Below are 21,259 nucleotides of genomic sequence, written 5' to 3'. Positions count from 1 at the left end.
ATGAGTTTGACTATTTTAAATCTTCGAGTGCATGTTCTCTCATTGATTCTTCTAATTCTTTGGCTTGTTTTTCACTTTCTTCTGAACTTAATTCTAACTCTTCAGTAATGATTGCTTGGACTGGGTCGACTAAGGGATGCATCTCATCCGTTCTAAAGAGCATGTAGTTTGTCCGTCTTAAGAAGAAGTCTTCACTTGTTAGGTTAGCTTCTTCATGAATTGCATAGAGTAAACTCATCGCATCTTTAACTGGCAATGATAATTTATCTGCATATTCTTTGGCTTGATCTAAATATTGTAATACACGTTCAGCGTTTGAACCGTATAGATTTGCTAAGTAATCAGCCTCTTCTGAATTCAAACCAGCTTCTTCGTATAATTTGGCAAATTCTTGGATGGATTCATCGACGCGCGTTTTGTCAAAATGTCCACCAGACACTTGGTACGCTTTAGAATCAATTAAAGTAAATTCTTTATCAGCCTTTTTGTTCAAAGTATCGATTATAACTTTCATCGCGCCTTCGGCCATTTTACGGTAGTCAGTTATCTTTCCACCAGCAAGGGTCAGAAGTCCAGACTCACTGACAGATAAATCACTTCCACGAGAAATGGCGGATGGGTCATTTCCAGACTCTGCATTATTGCGATTCGCGTCACGAATTCCTTTCTCAACTTCGGCTCTTGGAACTCTTCCTTCATTATATTCAGTAAATAATAAAGCTAATTCATCAAAGCTTTCATCTGATAATGCGCCATTATGCCCACCATTATAATCCGATCCACTATTTCCTGAAATGAGCGGTCTCAGACCTGCCCAACTCGCTTCAATATCATCAATTGTAATTTTCGCTTCTGGAAAACGGCGATTCACAATCTCAAGTAAATACTCAACGTCATGTAAGCTGACTTGAGGGTGTTTTAAATCACCATCATAATCTGTATCGGTTGTTCCAAAATACGTTTTAGTTTCTCTTGGTAGAACGAATACCATTCGTTTGTCACCTTCACCACTATCAAAGTATATGGGTGAATTAACAGGTAGTTTCTTAGCATCAACTACCAAATGAACCCCTTTAGTTGGGCGCATTTGAGGTGTTGATTCAACTTCCGTATCAAGTGTTCGAATTGTATCACTCCACGGTCCAGTCGCATTAATGACTAACTGGCTTTTCACTTTAAATGATTCTTGACTCAAGATATCTTCCACAACGACAGACTGAATTCTTTGTTGATCATCATATTTAAAGCCTGTCACTTTTGCACGACTTAAGACCGCTGCACCATCTTTATTGGCTTGCTTAATATTTTCAATAACTAAGCGTGCATCATTATTACGATAATCTAAGTAAAAACCGCCACCAACTAAATTTTCTTTCGCTAAGTTTGGTTGTCTTTCGATAACTTCTTCTCTTGATAATAGTTTATTCGCAAAGTCCGTCTCTTCGACACCAGCTAAACGGTCATATAAATCCATCGCCACTTTTAACTCTAATTGAGAAAAAGATGCGCCTGGTTCGTCATATAATGGTAGTAACATTGGATCTGGTTTCGGTATGTGCGGTGCAATACCTTGAACAACTGCACGTTCTTGAACTGTCTCAGATACAACTTCTACATCAAATTGCTTCAAGTAACGTAAGCCTCCATGTACTAATTTCGTTGAACGGCTACTTGTTCCTTCGGAAAAATCTTGCATTTCGAGCAAGGCCGTTTTCATTCCACTCGCCGCTGCTTGTACCGCCAGTCCAGCTCCAGTAATACCGCCACCGATGATTACTAAATCAAATGTATCTGCTTGTAACTGTTCAATTACTTCAGATCTTGAGCGATATGATAGAACTGCCACTATTCATCTCCTCCTTGAGATTTCTTAGCATAATAGATTGTTGCGTCTACTGCATTTTCCCATCCTTCATATAAGGCTTTACGCTTGTCGTCTGCCATATCTGGTTCGAATGTTTCACCGACTTCAATTAATTGTTTCAGTTCTTCTTGGTCTTTCCAATAACCTACAGCTAAACCAGCTAAGTAAGCTGAACCTAGAGCAGTTGTTTCTAATAATTTTGCACGTACAACTTTTACGTTCGCAATATCAGATTGGAATTGCATTAAGTATTGGTTCATTGCTGCCCCACCATCAACACGTAATTCCTCTATCTCTAAACCAGTATCTTTCTTCATTGTTTCTAATACGTCACGTGATTGGTAAGCAATTGACTGTAATGTTGCTTTAACTAAGTCTTCTTTAGTAGTACCACGCGTTAAGCCGTAAACTGAACCACGGGCTGCTGAGTTCCAATGCGGTGCACCTAAACCAGTAAATGCTGGTACTAGATATACTTCTTCTTCACTTTCTGATTTATATGCCATCTCTTCAGTTTCTGGTGATTCTTTGAATAACTCAAGACCATCACGTAACCATTGAATCGCTGCTCCAGTAACGAAGATCGATCCTTCTAATGCATAGTGCACTTTACCATCAATGGCGTAACCAATTGTAGTAATTAAGTTGTTCTCAGAAGCTTTAGCTTCTTCACCCGTATTCATAATCATAAATGAACCTGTTCCGTAAGTATTTTTAACCATACCTGGTTCAAAGGCCATTTGTCCGAATAAGGCTGCTTGTTGGTCGCCTGCCATCCCTGCGATTGGCACTTCTTGTCCATAGAAATGATATGTCTTAGTGTATCCATAAACTTCAGAGTTTGATTTAACTTCTGGAAGCATTGAGGCTGGAATATTTAATAATTCTAGGATTTCGTCATCCCATTTTAGATCATGAATATTAAATAACATCGTACGAGCTGCGTTTGAATAGTCCGTGACGTGAACGTCTCCACCAGTTAATTTATAAACTAACCATGAATCAATTGTTCCGAATAATAATTCGCCGTTTTCAGCGCGTTCTTGTGCGCCATCAACTTTATCAAGAATCCAACGAACTTTAGTTGCTGAGAAGTACGCATCGATAACTAATCCAGTTTTACCTTGGATCATATCTGTATGTCCATCTTTAATTAATTGATCTGCGATTGGTGCGGTTTGACGAGATTGCCATACAATGGCGTTATAGATTGGTTTTCCAGTTTCTTTATCCCAGATTACTGTTGTTTCACGTTGGTTTGTGATACCAATGGCTTCAATGTCTTCTGGTTGTAATTCACTTTCAATAATTGCTTTTGAAATTACCGCTTGTACATTGTTCCAAATCTTATTCGCATCATGCTCTACCCAACCACTTTGTGGGTAAATTTGTTCGAATTCTTCCTGGCCACTTCCAACGATTTCACCTTTTTTGTTAACAATAATTGCTCGTGAACTTGTTGTTCCTTGGTCAATTGACATAATATATTTTTCAGCCATTCATATTCTCTCCTTTTTTAAACTCAAAGCGTCTCAAAAAATTAAATACCTGCTAAAACTAGATTATAAATTAATCCTCCAACGATACCACCAACGATTGGTCCTAATACTGGTATCCAAGCATAGCCCCAGTCAGCATTTCCTTTGTTTTTCATTGGTAAGAATTGATAAACGATACGTGGCCCTAAGTCACGAGCTGGGTTAATCGCATAACCGGTTGTTCCACCAAGTGAAAGTCCGATGGAAGCTACAATTGCACCAACGACGAATGGTCCAAAACCTGATGATAAGTTATTTGGTCCCATTGCCATTACACCAATCACTAGGACTGCTGTACCAACAACTTCACCAATGAAGTTTGACGTTGTATCACGAACAGCGGGTGCTGTTGAGAATGCGGCTAATTTAGTTTCTGGATCTGGTGTCATATCCCAATGTGGTAAATATTGTAACCAAACAACGACTTGCGCTAACATTGCCCCAATCATTTGAGCAATAATATACATAAATGCTGTACCCCAAGATACTTGTCCTAAGACTGCGAAAGCAATCGAAACTGCTGGGTTTAAGTGAGCTGGACTATAGAAACCTGACACAAGTACCCCTAAAGTTACCGCAAGACCCCAACCAAGTGTAATCATAATCCAACCTGTGTTTTCGCCCTTAGTTCCTTTTAACACATTACCTGCAACAACACCATTACCTAATAATACCAATATAAACGTCCCTAATAATTCTCCTACAAAATCCATAATTGCCTACCTCCATTTTTTTATTTGTTTATTTTTAACTCATTAAGCTGTACTTCAATTACTTCTATGTCTGCCTCTGCTTGTAATAGTGCACCGGCTGTATATGCTCCTTCAACTACTGGAACTTCATATACTTTCACTTCTTTATCTGACATTTCGACTGCCATTTCTAAATTCATCTTTGCACTTCCAAGATCAAAAAACGCGAGCAATTTATCTTTTGGATTCTTTTCAATCATCTCTGAAGCAGCATCAAACGTTGTTCCAATCGCCCCATCCTCGTCTCCACCAGCATGGGTAATACTGACATCTTTTGCTACTTCGTCTAATAAGTTATGAATTCCTTGAGCTATATCTTTCGAATGTGACATAATGACAATTCCATATTCCGACATTATTCTATGCCTCCTGCTTCTATAAATGCTTCAAATAGTAATCCTGAAGAGTATGCACCAGGATCAATATGTCCAATTGAACGCTCGCCAACGTAGGAAGCTCTTCCTTTCGTTGCTTTCATATCTTTTGTGTTCTCAACAGCATCTTGGATCACTTCAGAAGTTAAGGCTCCTTCTTTGAGTGCTTTCACAACGGGTGACCATGTATCAATCATTGTCTTTTCGCCTTCAGTGGATTTACCACGTTTTTTTATTGCCTCCAATCCATCATTCATTGACTCTGCCAACTCTGCTTCATTTTGCACACCTTTAGCTAAACCTAAAATTGCAGAACCATATAAAGGACCCGCAGAGCCTCCGACTTTACTCAAAAGATTTTTTGCTACCACTTTTAGAGCGTCTGCTGCTGTTTCTGGTTGATCTGTTTCCAAGCCTTCCATAACAGCTTTCATTCCACGGGACATATTATTCCCGTGGTCTGCATCTCCAATAGGTGTGTCTAGTTCTGTTAATTTAACTTTTTCTGCTTGAACTTTTTCATTGAAAAGTTCCATCCACTTTAATACTACTTCTAATTCCATCAACCATCTCTCCTATTTCCAAGCAATTGTTTTCGCTGGTGCATTTAATGCTTCTAACCATTTCTCGTCTTCGAATTTAATTAATGTTAATGAAAGTCCTTGCATCTCAAGAGACGTCATATTGTCGCCTACTTTTTTGAAGCGAACATCAATATTTTTATCTTCGAGTAATGCACGAACATCATTCATAAAGACATATTGTTCCATTAATGGCGTACCACCCATACCGTTTACAAAGACACCAATTGACTCATTCTCTTTAATCTCGAATGATTCTAATAATTTAGTGACTAATTCTTCAGCTAAGTCTTTTGAAGGCTTTAGTTTTTCAGAACGATAGCCTGGCTCACCGTGTATACCAACACCATATTCAATATCATCGTCTGCTAAATTAAAACTTGGCTTACCACCTTCAGGTGTTGTCGCCCCAGTTAAAGCGAGACCAATTGTATGAATATTTGGTACAAGTGCATCCGCTATTTCTTTGATTTCTGCTAATGATTTTCCTTGATCAGCAAAATATCCAACCACTTTATGTACTAAGACCGTTCCCGCTACCCCACGTTTACCTTGTGTATATAGCGAGTCTTCTACACCGATGTCATCGTCAACAATAATTGTTTCAACGTCGATATCTTCCATCTCTGCTAACTCTTGTGCCATTTCGAAGTTCATAACGTCTCCTGAGTAATTTTTGATTACTAGGAAAACTCCTGCGCCTTCATCTGCTGCTTTAATTGCTTCTAGAATTTGATCTGGTGCTGGGGAAGTGAATACTGGACCACTCACTGCTGCTGATAACATACCCTCACCAACAAAACCTGCATGCGATGGCTCATGACCTGCGCCACCACCTGATACAACCGCCACTCGATTCTTTTTCTCAGAAGTCCGAGTGATAACATCAAACCCAGATAATCTTTCTACAATGTCATTGTGCGCATATGCTAAACCCTCTAACATTTCATCAACAATTTGACTCGGATCATTCATAATTTTCTTCATGAAACGGCACTCTCCTTATTCTTTTGATGCCTTAATCTTACTAGATGAAAACGCTTATATCAATTATTTCAACCATTCTCACTTATTAAACTTATTTATGTGAACCTTAAGGCAGACTTCTAAGCTTCGCAAACGTCTTATGAAAATATTTATGCTACAATTATCTCAATGTTTAGAAGAAAGAGGTCATAAGCATATGCAAAATTACACGACAAGTCATCAATTAGAACACAGAACGATGCGCTTCTTTAAAGATAAGCCAGTTGATGACGACTTAAGACATAACTTATTTACTATTATGAACCGAACAGCAACAAGTTCTGGAATGCAAACTTATTCCGTGATTCGCGTCACAGACCAAGCGAAAAAGAATCAAATTGCTGAAGTTTGTAAACAAGCTTATGTAGCCGAAGCACCTGAATTATTAATCTTTGTGGTAGATACTTTTCGTATGAAGCAAATTGCTGAAGAGAAAGGTTACGAAGGTGAGAGTTACCGATCGATGGATATTTTCTTCCAAGGTGTTGCGGATGCTTACTTAGCTGCCCAAAACTTAACAAATGCTATTGAATCATACGATCTCGGTGCAGTTTACTTAGGGAGTATTCTAAATGACCCGCAAGAAATTATCGATATCTTAGAGCTACCTGAACTAACGTTTCCCATGGTTGGCATGTTATTTGGTTATCCTGATGATAATCCTCAATTAAAGCCGAGAATGGACTTGAAATATAAAGTTGGAGAAAATTCATATCCTTATGTGGCTGATATAACTACTGAACTGAAAGATTATGATGAAGAGATGTCGTATTATTATGACACTCGTGAAAAAAATCGCCGATCTGACACATACACAGATCAAGTAGTTCGTAAATTAAGTACACCAAATCCATTGCGTCAAAAATTGCTGCAAGTTGTTGAGAAGCAAGGGTTTGATTTAATGGTTGATGAATAGTTGGTATATAAAAAAGCCCCAGCCTTCCTGATTGATTGGAAGACTGGGGCTATTGATGTGTGAATTTTGTGGTTCTATTTTTCTTTAACTGCAAGCCAAATTTCGCTATAAACGTTATCTTGGGAATGATCAAATTGTGTAAACGAAATTTCAGGCGCTTCGACTAACTCAAATTTCGATGATGGTAACCACTCAGAATATATCTTCGCCCATGTATCTTGCAATGTTTTAGGGAAAGGTCCTTTATTTGGAAATATTGCCCATGTATGTTTTTCAACATTTACTTGTTCTAAATCTTCAAAGGCATTCTCCTCTGTAGTTAAAAAGCCAATCATATGAGTGAGTTCCCCTTTTTCCTCAAATCGTTTGTCATCAAAATTATATGATGCATTGACGACTTGATTTGGATACAATCCTTTTAGTTGGTGCATTTCTGCTTTTTGTTGTTTTGTAATGGACTTGGCTAAATTGGCAATATGGTTATTTTCACCTTCAAATTGAATGGGTACTGTCGCCTTAACACCAACAATATTAAATGCTTCTTTATGTTCGATTTTAAATTCCATTATTTCTCCTCCTCGAATATCTATATAAAATGAGAGTTTAGAATAAGATTGTTGAATGTTATTCTTAATGACTTCAGAAGGCAGATAACCACTCCACTCCCGAAAAGCTCTTGAAAAACCTTCCACGGTTTGATAGCCAAATCTTAGTGCTACATCTGTAACATTTTTCTTTTGGATGAGTTGTTCATTAGCGAGTGTAAACTTTCGATTTTTTATATATTCGCCGATTGAAATGCCTGCAATGAATGAGAAAGTTCTCTTTAAATGATAGACGGACAAGCCGGCTTTTTTTGCGAGATCGTCAATTTTTAAATCTTCTTCAATATGCAATTCAATATAGTCCATGATTTCATTAAAACTCTGTAACATCTTATTCCTCCTCACATCTATATAATAACGAGAATCTTGGGAATCCACTTGATATTTCTAATACAAATAATGTCGAATCTAGGAAATTATTACAAAATAAAAAAGCAGCCTATTGCTAGGCTGCCCTGAATTTTTAATGTGAATTATAGTTTAACGATGTTAGTCGCTTGCTCTCCACGTTGTCCTTCTTCGATATCAAAAGAAACTTGTTGTCCTTCTTCTAAAGTTTTGAACCCATCACCTTGGATAGCTGAGAAATGTGCAAAAACATCTCCACCATTTTCGCGTTCGATAAATCCGAAACCTTTGTCTGCGTTAAACCATTTAACTGTACCTGTATTCATAAAAAATTTCCTCCATGTGTGCTCTATGCACGTTGTATTTGCAATATATCGTTTTAAAATTGTTGGATTTAATCTAAAATGAATAAAAAGCCAATTAATTTGTTAACTAATAATACTACAATTAATACTATAACATTGGATCTAGTAAATGTAAAGCTTTTTAACAAAATAGTTTTAACTTTTTATAATTCTGTTTCTAAGCTGTGTTTCTGACTGAAATAAGTGAAAAGGCTTAACAAAAGACTTGAACAGGGATATAATATATTTATATAGGAATGTTCTAATGTTTTACGTTTCTTTATGTCAGCAATATTATTTAAATAAAATTTGAAAGGTTGGTAATTATGGGAACTATTAGGAATCACTCGACTGAAACTATTCGCAAAAGTAACCCGAACTTCTCTTCTTTAAAGACAACTGTTGAAACTGCCTTTTATTCAAATAATACACGAGAAATTACTTCTGTCAAAGAAGCGTATGAATTGGCTAAAAATGCACCGCAAACAATTGTATTAGATGCTACCGTTAAACATGCTGAGGAATTAGAATTGCCGCAAGACGCAAATATTTTACTTGTAAATGATGGTGAAACAGTAGGTAGAACTGCACAGGCCCGACGAATCCTCGGCTTAGATTCAAAGGAAGATAAAGAACTCTTCCCTATTGTTCGTGAGGCGATTTACGATGCGAGCTTCAGACCCTTTATCAAATCAACCGGTATCGTTGGTTTAGATGAAGACTTTATGGTGCGCGCTCACATTACAATGCCTGAAAAAGAAAGTAATAATATGTATTCTTGGTTAATGAACTTCCAAATTATAAATGATACGTACGCGAATCGTTACCAAAACTCTAAGGAATATGACGAGAATGATATTTATATTTTCTTTGATCCTGATTGGACCCATCCTGATTATCCTCTGGGCTTATCATATATTGATGCAAAACAAAATGTTGCCTGTATCTTAGGAATGAACTACTTTGGTGAAATTAAAAAAGGAACGCTAACGCTGGCATGGGCATCAGCACATCGTAATAACTATGTGGCTTGTCATGGTGGTTTGAAGAAATTTAAGTCAAAAGACATCGAAAATCATGTCGCTTCTTTCTTTGGACTGTCTGGCTCAGGGAAATCTACTTTAACTCATGCCAAACACGACGACAAATACGAAATAGAAGTTCTTCACGATGATGCGTTTATTATTAGTACTGAAGACGGTTCATCTGTAGCTTTAGAACCATCATACTTTGATAAAACGAGTGACTACCCTGCTGGACATGTGGAACAAGATTATTTTGTCACTGTTCAAAACGTTGGGGTTACATTAAATGAACATAATGAACGTGTGCTTGTCACAGAAGATATTCGAAATGGAAATGGCCGTACAGTTAAATCCAGATATTCAACACCTAACCGGGTTGATAAGATTGAAGATCCAATCAATGCTATCTATTGGATTATGAAAGATGACGCATTACCACCTTTAGTTAAAATAACGGATCCACTACTTGCATCAACATTTGGTTGTACTTTAGCTACAAAACGAACAAGTGCTGAGAATACAACAGATAGTTTAGACCAATTAGTTATTGAACCTTACGCAAATCCATTCCGGGCATATCCATTAGTAGAAGATTTTGACAAATTTAAGTCATTATTCGAAGACGGCGTAGATGCTTATATCATCAATACTGGTGAATTTCTTGGTGAAAAAGTAACCCCCGAAGACTCGCTCGGAGTTATCGAAGCAATTGTTGAAGGTAAAGCAGAGTTTGAAAACTTTGGACCAATCAAAAGTTTCGAGTTTCTTCCATTAGATAAGTTCCCTGTTCCATTCGATGATACTGAATATACAAAATTATTAAAAGACAGAATGCAAGTTCGATTAGACTACATTCAAAATTACAACAAAGAAAATCCTGAAGATAGCTTACCTGAAGAAATTATTCAAGCACTAAAAGAGTTGGTTGGTTCTTTAGGCTAGGATTTGAATATTCCCCATTGTCATGATATGACAATGGGGATTTTTTTGTTAACGGGACAGGTCATTTGGTGACAAGGGAAATTAAACGGTTAACGGGACTGGTCATCTAGTGACATAGGAAATTAGACGGTTAACAGGACGCGTCATGGAGTAACACGGGAAATTAGACGGTTAACGGGACTGGTCATCTAGTGACAAGGGAAATTAGACGGTTAACGGGACAGGTCATGGAGTGACATGGGAGATTAGACGGTTAACGGGACAGGTCATGGAGTGACATGGGAGATTAGACGGTTAACAGGACGGGTCATGGAGTGACACGGGAAATTAGACAGCTAACGGGACGCGTCATTCTGTGACAGGGGAAATTGGAATCCCGCCCCCTCTTTCCCCATTCAAATTCATCTAAAATTCTATGATCGGTTAATATTTATGAATTATTTAAGAAGTTTAAGAAAAATGTAAGAGTTTTCAAGGTTATCCATTGACATTATCCTGTATTATAGTTAACATGAATGTAACGGTTGTGTAATATTTATGTAACAATACAATTTAAGAAAAGGAGCAATAGAATGGAATTACAAAGAAAAATTTTAACATCGTCAATGAGTGCATTGGCGGTAGTAGCAGTATTAGGCGTTGCCCCGCTGAATGTTCAGGCTCAACAAACAACTCATACAGTTGAAGCTGGGGAGTATTTATATAATATTGCTCCTCAATACGATGTGACAGTAGATGAATTGATTGAATGGAATAATTTATCATCAAATGATTTACAAATCGGAGATCAATTAATTGTTCAATCTCCTAATGAGGAAACTCCAGAAGAAGAAACTTCTTCTGAAATCACTGACGAAACGACTAATGAAGAGATTGATACTACGGTAGACGAAACACAAACCGTTCAACCTACTTCGGAAAATGGTCATTATTATGTAGTTAAACCAGGAGATTACTTATATAAAATTGCAAATCGCTTTGGAATCACAACTGAAGATTTAATAGAAGCTAATAACCTTGTAAGTAATAACCTTCAAATCGGTGATGTCTTATTCATACCTTCTGATTCTGCTGAAGAAGATGACGACGATAGTAACGAAGAAACGCCGTCTGAGACTTACTACACAGTTCAAGCAGGAGATTACTTATACAAAATCGCACAACAATTCGGGACAACAATAGAAGCGATTAAAGACGCGAACGATTTAACTAACAATAACCTACAAATTGGGGACGTCTTACTTATCCCAGACGGTTCTGAGGAAGATGACGAAGAAGAAACGCCGTCTGAAACTTATTACACAGTTCAAGCAGGAGATTACTTATACAAAATCGCGCAACAATTCGGAACGACTGTCGAAGCGATTAAAGATGCGAACGATTTAACTAACAACAACCTACAAATTGGGGACGTATTACTTATCCCTGACGGTTCTGAAGAAGATGACGACGAAGAAACGCCGTCTGAAACTTACTATACTGTTCAAGCAGGAGATTACTTATACAAAATCGCACAACATTTTGGAACAACCGTTGAAGCCATTAAAGAAGCAAACGATTTAACTAACAACAACTTACAAATTGGCGATGTCTTACTTATCCCTGACGGATCTGAAGAGGACGATGACGACGAAGAAACACCCTCTGAAACTTACTATACTGTTCAAGCAGGAGACTACTTATACAAAATCGCACAGCAATTCGAAACAACTGTAGAAGCCATTAAAGATGCCAATGATTTAACTAACAACAACTTACAAATTGGCGATGTCTTACTTATCCCTGACGGATCTGAAGAGGACGATGACGACGAAGAAACACCCTCTGAAACTTACTATACTGTTCAAGCGGGCGATTACTTATATAAAATTGCACAACAATTTGGAACAACCGTTGAAGCCATTAAAGATGCCAATGATTTAACTAATAATAACTTACAAATTGGCGATGTCTTACTTATCCCTGACGGATCTGAAGAGGACGATGATGACGAAGAAACACCGTCTGAAACTTACTATACTGTTCAAGCGGGCGATTACTTATATAAAATTGCACAACAATTTGGAACAACCGTTGAAGCCATTAAAGATGCCAATGATTTAACTAACAACAACTTACAAATTGGGGACGTATTACTCATCCCAGATGGTTCTGAGGAAGTCCCGGAAACACCTGAATTTGTTGCACCCGAACCTGGTGACTTAGCTTACATGTCTGGGATGACTTTAGTAGAAAAATATTTCCCAACAGTTAACAGTGCGGTAACTTATGCTGAAGAGAATTTTGATTATAATGAACACGTAAATTATTATGTGAACTACTTTAAAGGAAGTTTTGTTCTATACTTCCAACCTAAATAATTTATAGCAATGAAATACTCCCTCACGGGAGTATTTTTTGTTTAATTATAATATTATACATTCATTATAATACTAAAAAATGAATTCAAAAAATTATACGTAAGTTCTGAAATTTAGATACGTATGAACTAAAGTTAACAAAACAGCTATAATAAACCACTTTTGGTATTTATATCGAATTCGAGTTAAATATTTTGACTTGTCATCCAAATATTGATACCTTTGATTCAAGTGGTAAAAAAATAAATATTTTATATCGAAAGGAGTTTTAATATATGTCTCAATTTACAGATTTAGTTAAAAAACGTCGTTCAGTATACGGTCTTGGAAACAACACAGATTTAACAAAAGAGGAAATTGTTAGTCGCATTCGTGAAGTAGCAAGAGAAATTCCGTCTGCAAGTAACAGCCAAACAACTCGTCTAGTTGTATTATTTGGTGAAGATAACGTTAAATTCTGGGACCATATCTTAGATGTTCAAAAAGATGTTATGCAAGGTGCTATGTGGGATATGTTCTCAGGAGTTATGGAAGGTGCTAAAGGCGCAGTGGGTACAATCTTATTCTTCGAAGATCATGATGCAGTTAAAGAAGGATTAGGTGAAGGGGTTCGTGCTGAAACATATAAGCATCATAATGATGCGAATATGCAATTCTCAATGTGGTTAGCCTTAGCTGAATTAAACTTAGGAGCTAGCTTACAACATATGAATATTGGCTTTGAACAAGGCTTTGATAAATCAGTTAAAGAACTGTTTGACTTACCTGCTTCATACGAAATGGTTGCTCAAATGCCATTTGGTTCGATTGAAGGTACACCAGGCGAAAAAGAATATATTGATGACGAAGTACGCGTGACTGTAAGCGGTGAATAATTAACCAAATTAAAAGGCGATTTCCCATTTTGGGAGATCGCCTTTTTTTCTTAACTCAACTCATATATTGCATTTTCTAATGCTTCGATATCGAGTTTTTTCATATTTAACATCGCTTGTGTGACCCGCTTCTGCTCTTCTTCAGAACCATTTTTCATCAGTTCATAAAGTCTCACGGGCATGATTTGCCAATGGACACCAAATTGGTCTTTCAACCAACCACACTGTTCAAAGTCTGGATCATGAGATAATTTATCCCAGTAATAATCGATTTCAGCTTGTGAACCGCACAGAATCATTAATGAATAAGCTTCATTAAAATTAAAGTCGCCGCCCAATCCATGATCCATCAGAGTTAACTTTTGACCATTAATAGACAATTCACTATAATTCACTTTTGCGCGGCTATCTTCGGCTTCACCTTCACTATAATGAGATATCGCTTCGATTTCTGATTGATTAAAAACCTCATGATAATAATTTAAAGCTGCTTCTGCTTTACCACAGCTCTCACCACTAAATAATAAATTTAACTTGAGCTTTTGCTTTACCGCACTATTTTCATCGACCATAATTTGCCATGTCACACCGTACTTGTCTTGAACCCAAGCATAGCGTTCACTGAAGGGATAGCTATCTAGTGGCATTAAATCAACACCACCGACGGATAACTTCGCATATAAAGCATCCACTTCTTTATCTGTTGCCATCGAAACCATGATCGATATTGATGAGTTAAAGTCAGCGCGTTCACCACCATTAAATGCTTCAAATGATAAATTTTCCAATTCAAAATCAATGGATTCACAATCACCAATGGGTGTATCTTTAAAAGTTTCTCTACGTATAATCCTTGAATTTTCAAATATCGACGTATAAAAATTGACTGCCTCTTCTGCTTCCTTATCAAACCATAGAGCTGAAATTAATTGTCTCATTACAATATGCTCCTTTAAAATTGACAAAGGGACTATCTGTTCAAAGTGTATAATGAATGAATGGGGATGTCGAGTAAAAACCCTTATATTATATTGTTCAAAATAGTACAAAAAAAGCCTACCTTTAATCAGAATATTACTGATTAAAAGTAGGCTAATTATAAACTTAATTACTTATTGTACTTCGCCAATTGGTAATACGACTTTTCCATATGTTTCATTAATTACCTGTGCCATCGCTGCATAAATTGCAGTAAATCCACAAATAATTCCTTCATATCCTGCAATTGTTAATATTAAAGTCGATCCAGTAAAGTTACCAATTGCCAATAAGAAGAATAAAAGTGTTAATGTTCCAAAAACTACTTGTAAGGCTTTTGAAATGCGTAAAGTAGCGATGAACATAAACAATGTGAAGAAGCCCCACATAAATAAAAATGCCGCCATTGAAAGTGAATTAGCCGCTTCTCCATATCCCATTTCTGGAAGGATATTCAGCGCTGCTAATGCCATCCAAAAGAATCCGTATGAAGTGAATGCTGTCGTTCCGAACGTATTATTTTTCTTGAATTCCATAATACCCGCAACAACTTGTGCCATACCACCGTAAAAAATTCCCATAGCTAAGATCATTGAATCTAGTGGAAAGAATCCTGCATTATGAATATTCAACAGTATTGTTGTCATACCAAAGCCCATTAACCCTAAAGGTGCTGGGTTTGCAGTAATCTCACTAAATAAAACATTTTTTTCTTTTTCCAATTCCATATCTCCAGTACAATATAATATTTTACACACTGCCTCTTATTGTACCTATTATACTGGGGTTTAGCAATGTTTATTAAGTTTTATTTAAATAAATGAGTCTTATTCAACGGTTACACTTTTAGCAAGGTTACGTGGTTTATCCACATCTAGACCGCGTCCTAAGGCTGTATAATAAGCAATCATTTGTGTTACAACCACCATAGCTAGTGGTGCCAACAACTCGTTCAAGTTAGAAACAATGAATTGGTCATCTTCTCTAGATAACGCATGTGTTGAAATAACCATCGTATTTGCTCCACGAGCTTTTACTTCTTCAATATTACCACGTGTATGAGCTGAAGTTAATTCGCCACTAATCAAAGCGATGACTGGTGTACCCTCTTCGATTAAAGCAATGGTTCCATGTTTTAATTCTCCTGAGGCAAACGCTTCAGTTTGGATATAAGAAATTTCTTTTAATTTCAAAGCCGCTTCCATCGCTACGTAATAATCTGCAGTACGTCCAATATAGAAAGCGTTGCGTGTTTCCATTAAGTTTGAGTCAACCCAAGTTTTAATATCATCACGTTCTGATAAGATTGATTCCATAGCTGAAGCTGCTAGACCAATTTCTTTAGCCATGTCAAACCCTGCTTCTTCGGATTTTAATGCACGAAGCGCATCCGCTAAAATTGCCATTACTGTAATTTGAGCAGTATAAGCTTTTGTTGAAGCGACCGCAATTTCCGGACCAGCATGAAGTAATAAAGTATGACTCGCTTCACGTGATAAAGTAGACCCTTTAACATTTGTAATTGTTAATGATGGATGACCTAATTCATTCACTTTTACCAAAGCTTGGCGACTATCTGCTGTCTCACCACTTTGAGTTAAGAAAATAAAGAATGGTTTTTCGCTTAGTAATGGAATATCATAAGCAAATTCACTGGCTAAATGTACTTCAGTTGGGATTTTAGCTACTTTTTCCATGATGGCTTTACTTGCCCAACCCGCATTATAACTTGTCCCTGCAGCGATAACATACACACGTTCACTATTTAATAAGTCGTCTGTTAAATCTGAATCGATTTCAAACTCATGCTGGTCATTTTGATATTCTTGAACCAAACGGCGTAATACTGCAGGTTGTTCATCGATTTCTTTAATCATATAGAAAGGATAGGCTCCTTTTTCTAAATCATTGGCATCTAATTCGGCAATATATGACTCGCGCTCAATAACATTACCATCAACGTCTTCGATGATTACGTTATCTTGAGTAATTGTGATCATTTCATTATCTTTAATTTCGATATACTCATTTGTATGTTCAATGGCTGCCATCGCATCAGAGACGATGACATTGAAGCCATCACCTTTACCAATCAATAAAGGACTTTTATTTTTAGCAGCATAAAGAACGTTAGGATCTAATTGATCTACCAAACCGAAAGCATATGACCCTTTAATCACTGATAAAGCTTTTTTAAAGGCTTCTTTCGTTGATAATTCTTCCGCTTCTACAAAATACTCAATTAAAGCAACCGCCACTTCAGTATCTGTATCAGACGATAATTCAACACCTTGTAAATATTCTTCCTTAATCTCTTTGTAATTCTCAATAACACCGTTATGAACCAGCACAAATCGTTGGTTGGCTGAGCGATGTGGATGAGCGTTATACGTTGCTGCCGGTCCATGAGTCGCCCAACGTGTATGCCCAATTCCAACAACGGATTGTAAATCAAAGTCGACTTCGCTTTTTAATTTCGCAATGCGACCTTCTTCTTTAAATAGATGCCCATTGGCTTCTATATCAACAACAAAAATTCCTGCTGAATCATATCCACGGTATTCTAATTTTTCTAAACCACCAATTAAAACTTCTTGTACGTTACCTTCTCCAATAAATCCTACAATTCCACACATTGATTTATTTCCTCTTTTCACCTAATTATTTTGCTTTTAGGTGTGTAAGTTAATCTCTGTACCAACATTTACACATTGGTTTTTATTAACTTTAAAGATTACACTGCCTTGAACCATCCGCCGAAAACTCGATAAGTTCAATCCTCGTCACCTTATATTTAAGGCCTGGCGCTATCCTATATGTTTATACTCCTTTTAATTATTTTCTAAAAGCTATATTACTTTATCTTATAGAAGGCCATTTGTCAAAATGTTTTTTATTTATTTAAGCTGATAACCTTAACAATATAGTATTACCAACATTTTAAATCTATTTAATTTCAGTCAATTAATTCAGAGGTCGACAAAAAACTCGAGAAACGTTTAAGTAACTCGAGGTGTCTATCTATATATTTTCATGAAATGTGAGTGGTAACGGTCCGACTCTTCTTTGGTGATATAGCAATGGATTTTGGATATTTGTCGTGATGTGCTTGACGCTTCCGGTAATAATCGCATGGTCGCCCGCCACCATTGTTTCAAAGGTATCGCATTCAAATGTCGCATAAGCGCCTTCAATAATAGGTAAGCCGCTTTCTGAGTAACTCCACTCAATCTGCGCGAAGCGATCAATATCTTTGCGTGAGAACACATTTACAAGTTCTGGTTGGTTTCCAGCTAATAAATGAACCGCAAATTGCTTGCTATGATTGAATATGTCATAAGATGATGACTTATTACCGATGGACCATAACACTAATAACGGGTCTATCGAAAGTGATGTAAAAGAGTTAGCAGCAATGCCCACAGGGCGTCCTTCATCGTTCATCGTCGTAACAATCACAACGCCTGAGGGGTAATTTGCCATTGCGTCTTTAAATAACTGAACTGTCTTATCTTCCAAATTTTATACCGCCCTTTATATTTATTAAATCTGCTCCACCTTAATCTAACACGTATTAGAATGTTTGCAAACAAAAGCATCCCAATCTATATTTAGAAAGGGATGCTTTATTAATTAAATAGATTGATTGCCTAATAATTGTTGGACTTTGTAGTCATCTAATTGCGGGAAGTTTTCATAATAGGCGCTAACTGAGCCTAAAAATGCTTCCGGAATTTGTACGTAGTAAATATTATCAACGACTTTTTCAAGAGCTTTGAAAGTGTCTTCTGGAATAATTGGAACTGCCACACTAATACTTAGTGGTTTTTTAGAGCAGACAGACTCGATTGCCGCAAACATTGTATGCCCAGTCGCAATTCCATCGTCAACTAGGATAACATGTTTGTCGGTCAATGATTGTTTCTCAATCACTTCGCTATAAATCGCTCGACGACGATCAATCTCGTCCGTAATTTGTTTCACTCGCTTCTCTAACCAAGTCGAACTCACGTGAATATCGTCAGTCATTAGTGGTTCGCCACCTTCTGCCATCGCTCCAATCGCAAATTCTGAATTCATCGGATGACCTATCTTTTTGGCTAAGATGACATCTAAAGGAATATTAAATTCATCGGCTATTGTCAGTCCTAATGGTACTCCACCACGTGGCATTGCCAATACAATTGTATTTTTTAGCTCGTCCACCTTTATCTTTTCTGTTAATTGCTTTGCTGCTTCTTCTCTATCATTGAATCGCATCATCTTACCCCTTTCTTTAATAGCTTTCAAACACTTTTCTTAATGACTTCGCTCATAATTCTAATATAGAAATATAACGACTGGTAATTATCTTTATCCACTGCCACATAAAATATGTTTATCTATACTTAAAATATACCATAGTAGCAGAATGAATCGTAATAATTTTTCCAAAAAAAACACTTTTACTTACGCTTTCAATTTAATCTCTTTTAAAAACACGAACATTCTAGGGTAAAACGATATAACAACTTAGGTTACATATTCTTCATGAGTCTTAAAAACTGCACAAAAAAACCACTATATTTGTAAAGATACATCTAACAAATGTAGTGGTCTGATCTATAAATGAGTGATTAGTCGAATTTCTTTAAGACTAAAGTGGTGTAAGAATCGATAAGTATATTATCAATTTCCCCTGTTAAATTGTCATCTTCAAGATAAACACGACGATTAGTCACTTTTTTAATGTACTCACCTTTTTTAACTGGAACATTTAACATATTCCCTTGAGCATTAAAGGTTACAAACAGCTTATAGCCGTCTCCTTTATAAGTTAATTGAACAATTTGGTAATCTGCTCTAGTTACTTCAATTCTTTCTTTAATCTCTTCATAAGTTGATAAATGGAATAAAGGTTCTTGATTTCTTAATTTAATAAGGTTTTTAACTAACTCGACTGACTCACGATACGCATCTTGTCTTAACCACTCAAGTTTGTTAATTTCATCTGGTTTATTATAACTATCTCGGACGCCTTTTTTTGTTCTAAGAAATTCTTGACCCGCATGAATGAAAGGTATTCCTTGTGATAACAGAATAATTGTCGTCGCTAATTCATGGCGTTTCGTAATGGTATTCTCATCTAAATCTGGATCTGCTGCTCTTAATTTATCATACAAGGTAAAGTTGTCATGCGCTTCAACGTATTGAATCAATTGTTGAGGATCGTTGTATGAACCAAAATCAACACCTGCCAAGACATTTTGAGCGACTTGTTGTTCCATATGCCAAGCTCCATTAATAAAGCCTCGAGCTGTTGCTTCAAAGTCATTTCCTTTTAATGCTTCTCGTAGTCCATCATTAAATTGGCCGACTCTTGGCATCAATACTGCATTATTATGATTGGCTACCATATTTTCACTTAAGGGTGTATATAAATCCCAGCCCTCACCAAAAAGTAAGATACTTGGATCAATTTCATCCAACGCTTTTCGCACGGTATTCATAGTGGTTGTGTCATGGATTCCCATTAAATCAAAGCGGAAACCATCGATTTGATATTCTTTAGCCCAATAAGATACACTGTCAACAATGTACTTGCGCATCATATAACGTTCTGAAGCTGTATCGTTTCCGACACCCGTTCCATTCGTAAACTGTCCAACGTCATTATATCGGAAGAAGTAACCCGGTACAGTGAGGTGGAAACTATGGTCGTCCACTTCATAAACGTGATTATAAACAACGTCCATAATCACTCGCAAGCCCGCATCATGAAAGGCTTGTATCATTTGTTTCATTTCTTTTATTCGCGTAAATGGGTCATAAGGATTTGTTGAATAAGATCCCTCTGGTGCACCATAATTTTGTGGGTCGTAACCCCAATTATATTCGCGTGGCTTTTCGACGGTCTCATCTACGGTTTGGTAATCAAATAAAGGTAAAAACTCCACATGAGTCACACCTAATTCTTTTAAATAGTCGATACCAGTTGGTGAACCGTTAGGATTCTTTGCACTCTCTTCAATGGCTCCAAGAAATTTTCCTTTGTGAGTGACACCACTGTTTGAATCAACTGTAAAGTCACGTAAATGCAGTTCATAAATCACTGTTTTACTAATATCATCCATCTCGGGCACTCTTTCTCCCCAGTTATCTGGATTCGTTTTGTCCAAATCAACAACAACTGAGCGTTGGCCATTGACAGTCACAGCTCTCGCATATGGATCATTTGACGTATTGACTCGTCCATCAAAAAACGTTAAGCGGTAACGATATGTTAACCCATGGTTATCTCCTTCAATTGTATGGATAAATATCTTGTCGTCATTTGACCGCGTCATTACAATATTTTCTTTTAACACACCATAATGACCATCATAAATTAATATTTCAACTTGTGATGCAGTTGGAGCCCATAATTTGAACTCTGTTTTTTCTCTACTATATATAGCGCCGAGTTTTCCAGGATAATAGTTCCTTTCAACAAAGACTGAATCATGACTAATTTGATTTATAATTGTAGTTAAATAATTGTAATCATATTCTGGTTCACTTTGAGACGTTGGATTATATTGTTTCATTAAATTACTCCTATAATTTCTTTCTTACTAGGCAAAAGTTTCAGTTGGTTTAATTCATCTCAATTAACTTAATTTATGTTTGTTTGTGGGTGATTTTAGTCAAGTCCATAATCCTGTGTAAAATACTATACAATGTTTCACCAGTCTCTCATTGATCAAACTTAA

18 protein-coding genes are annotated in these 21,259 nt (G+C 36.7%); 4 read left to right on the top strand and 14 right to left on the bottom strand.

Features of this window, described 5'->3' with window-relative positions; genetic code table 11:
• Positions 1–10: 10 nt before the first annotated feature.
• Genes glpO through dhaK form a run of 6 tightly spaced genes read right to left on the bottom strand, consistent with a single transcriptional unit; the run spans position 11 to position 6,096 of the window.
• Complete coding sequence (glpO, locus tag ACFO5Y_RS07145) at positions 11–1,846, bottom strand: type 1 glycerol-3-phosphate oxidase (protein WP_197104671.1); 1,836 nt, start codon at positions 1,844–1,846, stop codon at positions 11–13.
• Positions 1,846–3,363 (bottom strand): glycerol kinase GlpK, encoded by a 1,518-nt coding sequence (gene glpK, locus ACFO5Y_RS07140; protein WP_197104670.1) that lies wholly within the window; start codon positions 3,361–3,363, stop codon positions 1,846–1,848. Before glpK ends, glpO begins: the two co-directional genes overlap by 1 nt.
• A 41-nt stretch (positions 3,364–3,404) precedes the next feature.
• Entirely contained in the window at positions 3,405–4,118 is a 714-nt protein-coding gene (locus tag ACFO5Y_RS07135) for an MIP/aquaporin family protein (protein ID WP_138405104.1), read from the bottom strand.
• 17 nt (positions 4,119–4,135) lie between these two features.
• The gene (gene dhaM, locus ACFO5Y_RS07130) at positions 4,136–4,510 is read right to left on the bottom strand and encodes a dihydroxyacetone kinase phosphoryl donor subunit DhaM (protein WP_197104669.1); all 375 of its coding nucleotides are present in this window, start codon (positions 4,508–4,510) and stop codon (positions 4,136–4,138) included.
• Positions 4,510–5,091 (bottom strand): dihydroxyacetone kinase subunit DhaL, encoded by a 582-nt coding sequence (gene dhaL, locus ACFO5Y_RS07125; protein WP_197104668.1) that lies wholly within the window; start codon positions 5,089–5,091, stop codon positions 4,510–4,512. The genes dhaM and dhaL overlap by 1 nt, the downstream gene beginning before the upstream one ends.
• 12 nt (positions 5,092–5,103) lie before the next feature.
• The gene (gene dhaK, locus ACFO5Y_RS07120; protein WP_197104667.1) at positions 5,104–6,096 is read right to left on the bottom strand and encodes a dihydroxyacetone kinase subunit DhaK; all 993 of its coding nucleotides are present in this window, start codon (positions 6,094–6,096) and stop codon (positions 5,104–5,106) included.
• A gap of 196 nt (positions 6,097–6,292) precedes the next feature.
• Between dhaK and ACFO5Y_RS07115 the strand changes: the two genes are divergently transcribed.
• Complete coding sequence (locus ACFO5Y_RS07115) at positions 6,293–7,051, top strand: NADPH-dependent oxidoreductase (RefSeq protein ID WP_197104666.1); 759 nt, start codon at positions 6,293–6,295, stop codon at positions 7,049–7,051.
• A 74-nt stretch (positions 7,052–7,125) separates the two neighbouring features.
• Here the strand turns inward: ACFO5Y_RS07115 and ACFO5Y_RS07110 are convergent, their stop codons facing one another.
• Together ACFO5Y_RS07110 and ACFO5Y_RS07105 are read right to left on the bottom strand one after the other, a co-directional pair.
• Positions 7,126–7,986 carry an AraC family transcriptional regulator gene (locus tag ACFO5Y_RS07110; RefSeq protein WP_197104665.1) on the bottom strand — a complete coding sequence of 287 codons (861 nt, stop codon included), beginning with the start codon at positions 7,984–7,986 and terminating at the stop codon, positions 7,126–7,128.
• A gap of 143 nt (positions 7,987–8,129) precedes the next feature.
• Positions 8,130–8,330 (bottom strand): cold-shock protein, encoded by a 201-nt coding sequence (locus ACFO5Y_RS07105; RefSeq protein ID WP_138405099.1) that lies wholly within the window; start codon positions 8,328–8,330, stop codon positions 8,130–8,132.
• A 344-nt stretch (positions 8,331–8,674) separates the two neighbouring features.
• On the opposite strand from ACFO5Y_RS07105, the gene ACFO5Y_RS07100 reads away from it, so the two are divergent.
• The 3 genes from ACFO5Y_RS07100 to ACFO5Y_RS07090 all read left to right on the top strand — a co-directional run bounded on the left by ACFO5Y_RS07100 (position 8,675) and on the right by ACFO5Y_RS07090 (position 13,550).
• Positions 8,675–10,315 carry a phosphoenolpyruvate carboxykinase (ATP) gene (locus tag ACFO5Y_RS07100; protein ID WP_197104664.1) on the top strand — a complete coding sequence of 547 codons (1,641 nt, stop codon included), beginning with the start codon at positions 8,675–8,677 and terminating at the stop codon, positions 10,313–10,315.
• A 572-nt stretch (positions 10,316–10,887) separates the two neighbouring features.
• Complete coding sequence (locus ACFO5Y_RS07095) at positions 10,888–12,675, top strand: LysM peptidoglycan-binding domain-containing protein (protein WP_197104663.1); 1,788 nt, start codon at positions 10,888–10,890, stop codon at positions 12,673–12,675.
• A 275-nt stretch (positions 12,676–12,950) separates the two neighbouring features.
• On the top strand, positions 12,951–13,550 hold the full coding sequence (locus ACFO5Y_RS07090; protein ID WP_197104662.1) for a nitroreductase family protein: 600 nt from the start codon (positions 12,951–12,953) through the stop codon (positions 13,548–13,550).
• Between the two features lie 50 nt (positions 13,551–13,600).
• On the opposite strand, the gene ACFO5Y_RS07085 is transcribed toward ACFO5Y_RS07090, so the two are convergent.
• The 6 genes from ACFO5Y_RS07085 to pulA form a co-directional block, all read right to left on the bottom strand.
• Positions 13,601–14,488: a VOC family protein gene (locus tag ACFO5Y_RS07085; RefSeq protein WP_197104661.1), complete on the bottom strand. Its 888-nt coding sequence runs from the start codon at positions 14,486–14,488 to the stop codon at positions 13,601–13,603.
• A gap of 174 nt (positions 14,489–14,662) precedes the next feature.
• On the bottom strand, positions 14,663–15,250 hold the full coding sequence (locus ACFO5Y_RS07080) for an acetate uptake transporter (RefSeq protein WP_231606898.1): 588 nt from the start codon (positions 15,248–15,250) through the stop codon (positions 14,663–14,665).
• A 105-nt stretch (positions 15,251–15,355) separates the two neighbouring features.
• On the bottom strand, positions 15,356–17,164 hold the full coding sequence (glmS, locus tag ACFO5Y_RS07075; protein ID WP_197104659.1) for a glutamine--fructose-6-phosphate transaminase (isomerizing): 1,809 nt from the start codon (positions 17,162–17,164) through the stop codon (positions 15,356–15,358).
• A 385-nt stretch (positions 17,165–17,549) separates the two neighbouring features.
• Positions 17,550–18,047: a flavin reductase family protein gene (locus ACFO5Y_RS07070; protein WP_197104658.1), complete on the bottom strand. Its 498-nt coding sequence runs from the start codon at positions 18,045–18,047 to the stop codon at positions 17,550–17,552.
• Positions 18,048–18,161: 114 nt separating this feature from the next.
• On the bottom strand, positions 18,162–18,788 hold the full coding sequence (locus ACFO5Y_RS07065; RefSeq protein WP_209494372.1) for a phosphoribosyltransferase: 627 nt from the start codon (positions 18,786–18,788) through the stop codon (positions 18,162–18,164).
• A 356-nt stretch (positions 18,789–19,144) separates the two neighbouring features.
• A complete protein-coding gene (gene pulA / locus ACFO5Y_RS07060) occupies positions 19,145–21,094 on the bottom strand; it encodes a type I pullulanase (protein ID WP_197104656.1) in 1,950 nt (649 codons plus the stop codon).
• Positions 21,095–21,259 lie beyond the last annotated feature (165 nt).

Origin of the sequence: Ruoffia tabacinasalis (assembly GCF_042652985.1) — a bacterium.
Lineage (GTDB): Bacteria > Bacillota > Bacilli > Lactobacillales > Aerococcaceae > Ruoffia > Ruoffia tabacinasalis.
Note: the sequence above shows the minus strand (reverse complement) of the source record. Positions and strands in the feature narration are given on the sequence as shown.

Bases quoted from the DNA above. Each gene is read 5' to 3' on its own strand.
- ACFO5Y_RS07095 (WP_197104663.1), top strand. From the start codon at position 10,888: ATGGAATTACAAAGAAAAATTTTAACATCGTCAATGAGTGCATTGGCG.
- pulA (WP_197104656.1), bottom strand. From the start codon at position 21,094: ATGAAACAATATAATCCAACGTCTCAAAGTGAACCAGAATATGATTAC.
- dhaM (WP_197104669.1), bottom strand. From the start codon at position 4,510: ATGTCGGAATATGGAATTGTCATTATGTCACATTCGAAAGATATAGCT.
- ACFO5Y_RS07100 (WP_197104664.1), top strand. From the start codon at position 8,675: ATGGGAACTATTAGGAATCACTCGACTGAAACTATTCGCAAAAGTAAC.
- glmS (WP_197104659.1), bottom strand. From the start codon at position 17,164: ATGTGTGGAATTGTAGGATTTATTGGAGAAGGTAACGTACAAGAAGTT.
- ACFO5Y_RS07065 (WP_209494372.1), bottom strand. From the start codon at position 18,788: ATGCGATTCAATGATAGAGAAGAAGCAGCAAAGCAATTAACAGAAAAG.
- dhaL (WP_197104668.1), bottom strand. From the start codon at position 5,091: ATGGAATTAGAAGTAGTATTAAAGTGGATGGAACTTTTCAATGAAAAA.
- ACFO5Y_RS07105 (WP_138405099.1), bottom strand. From the start codon at position 8,330: ATGAATACAGGTACAGTTAAATGGTTTAACGCAGACAAAGGTTTCGGA.
- dhaK (WP_197104667.1), bottom strand. From the start codon at position 6,096: ATGAAGAAAATTATGAATGATCCGAGTCAAATTGTTGATGAAATGTTA.
- ACFO5Y_RS07110 (WP_197104665.1), bottom strand. From the start codon at position 7,986: ATGTTACAGAGTTTTAATGAAATCATGGACTATATTGAATTGCATATT.
- ACFO5Y_RS07090 (WP_197104662.1), top strand. From the start codon at position 12,951: ATGTCTCAATTTACAGATTTAGTTAAAAAACGTCGTTCAGTATACGGT.
- glpK (WP_197104670.1), bottom strand. From the start codon at position 3,363: ATGGCTGAAAAATATATTATGTCAATTGACCAAGGAACAACAAGTTCA.
- ACFO5Y_RS07115 (WP_197104666.1), top strand. From the start codon at position 6,293: ATGCAAAATTACACGACAAGTCATCAATTAGAACACAGAACGATGCGC.
- ACFO5Y_RS07085 (WP_197104661.1), bottom strand. From the start codon at position 14,488: ATGAGACAATTAATTTCAGCTCTATGGTTTGATAAGGAAGCAGAAGAG.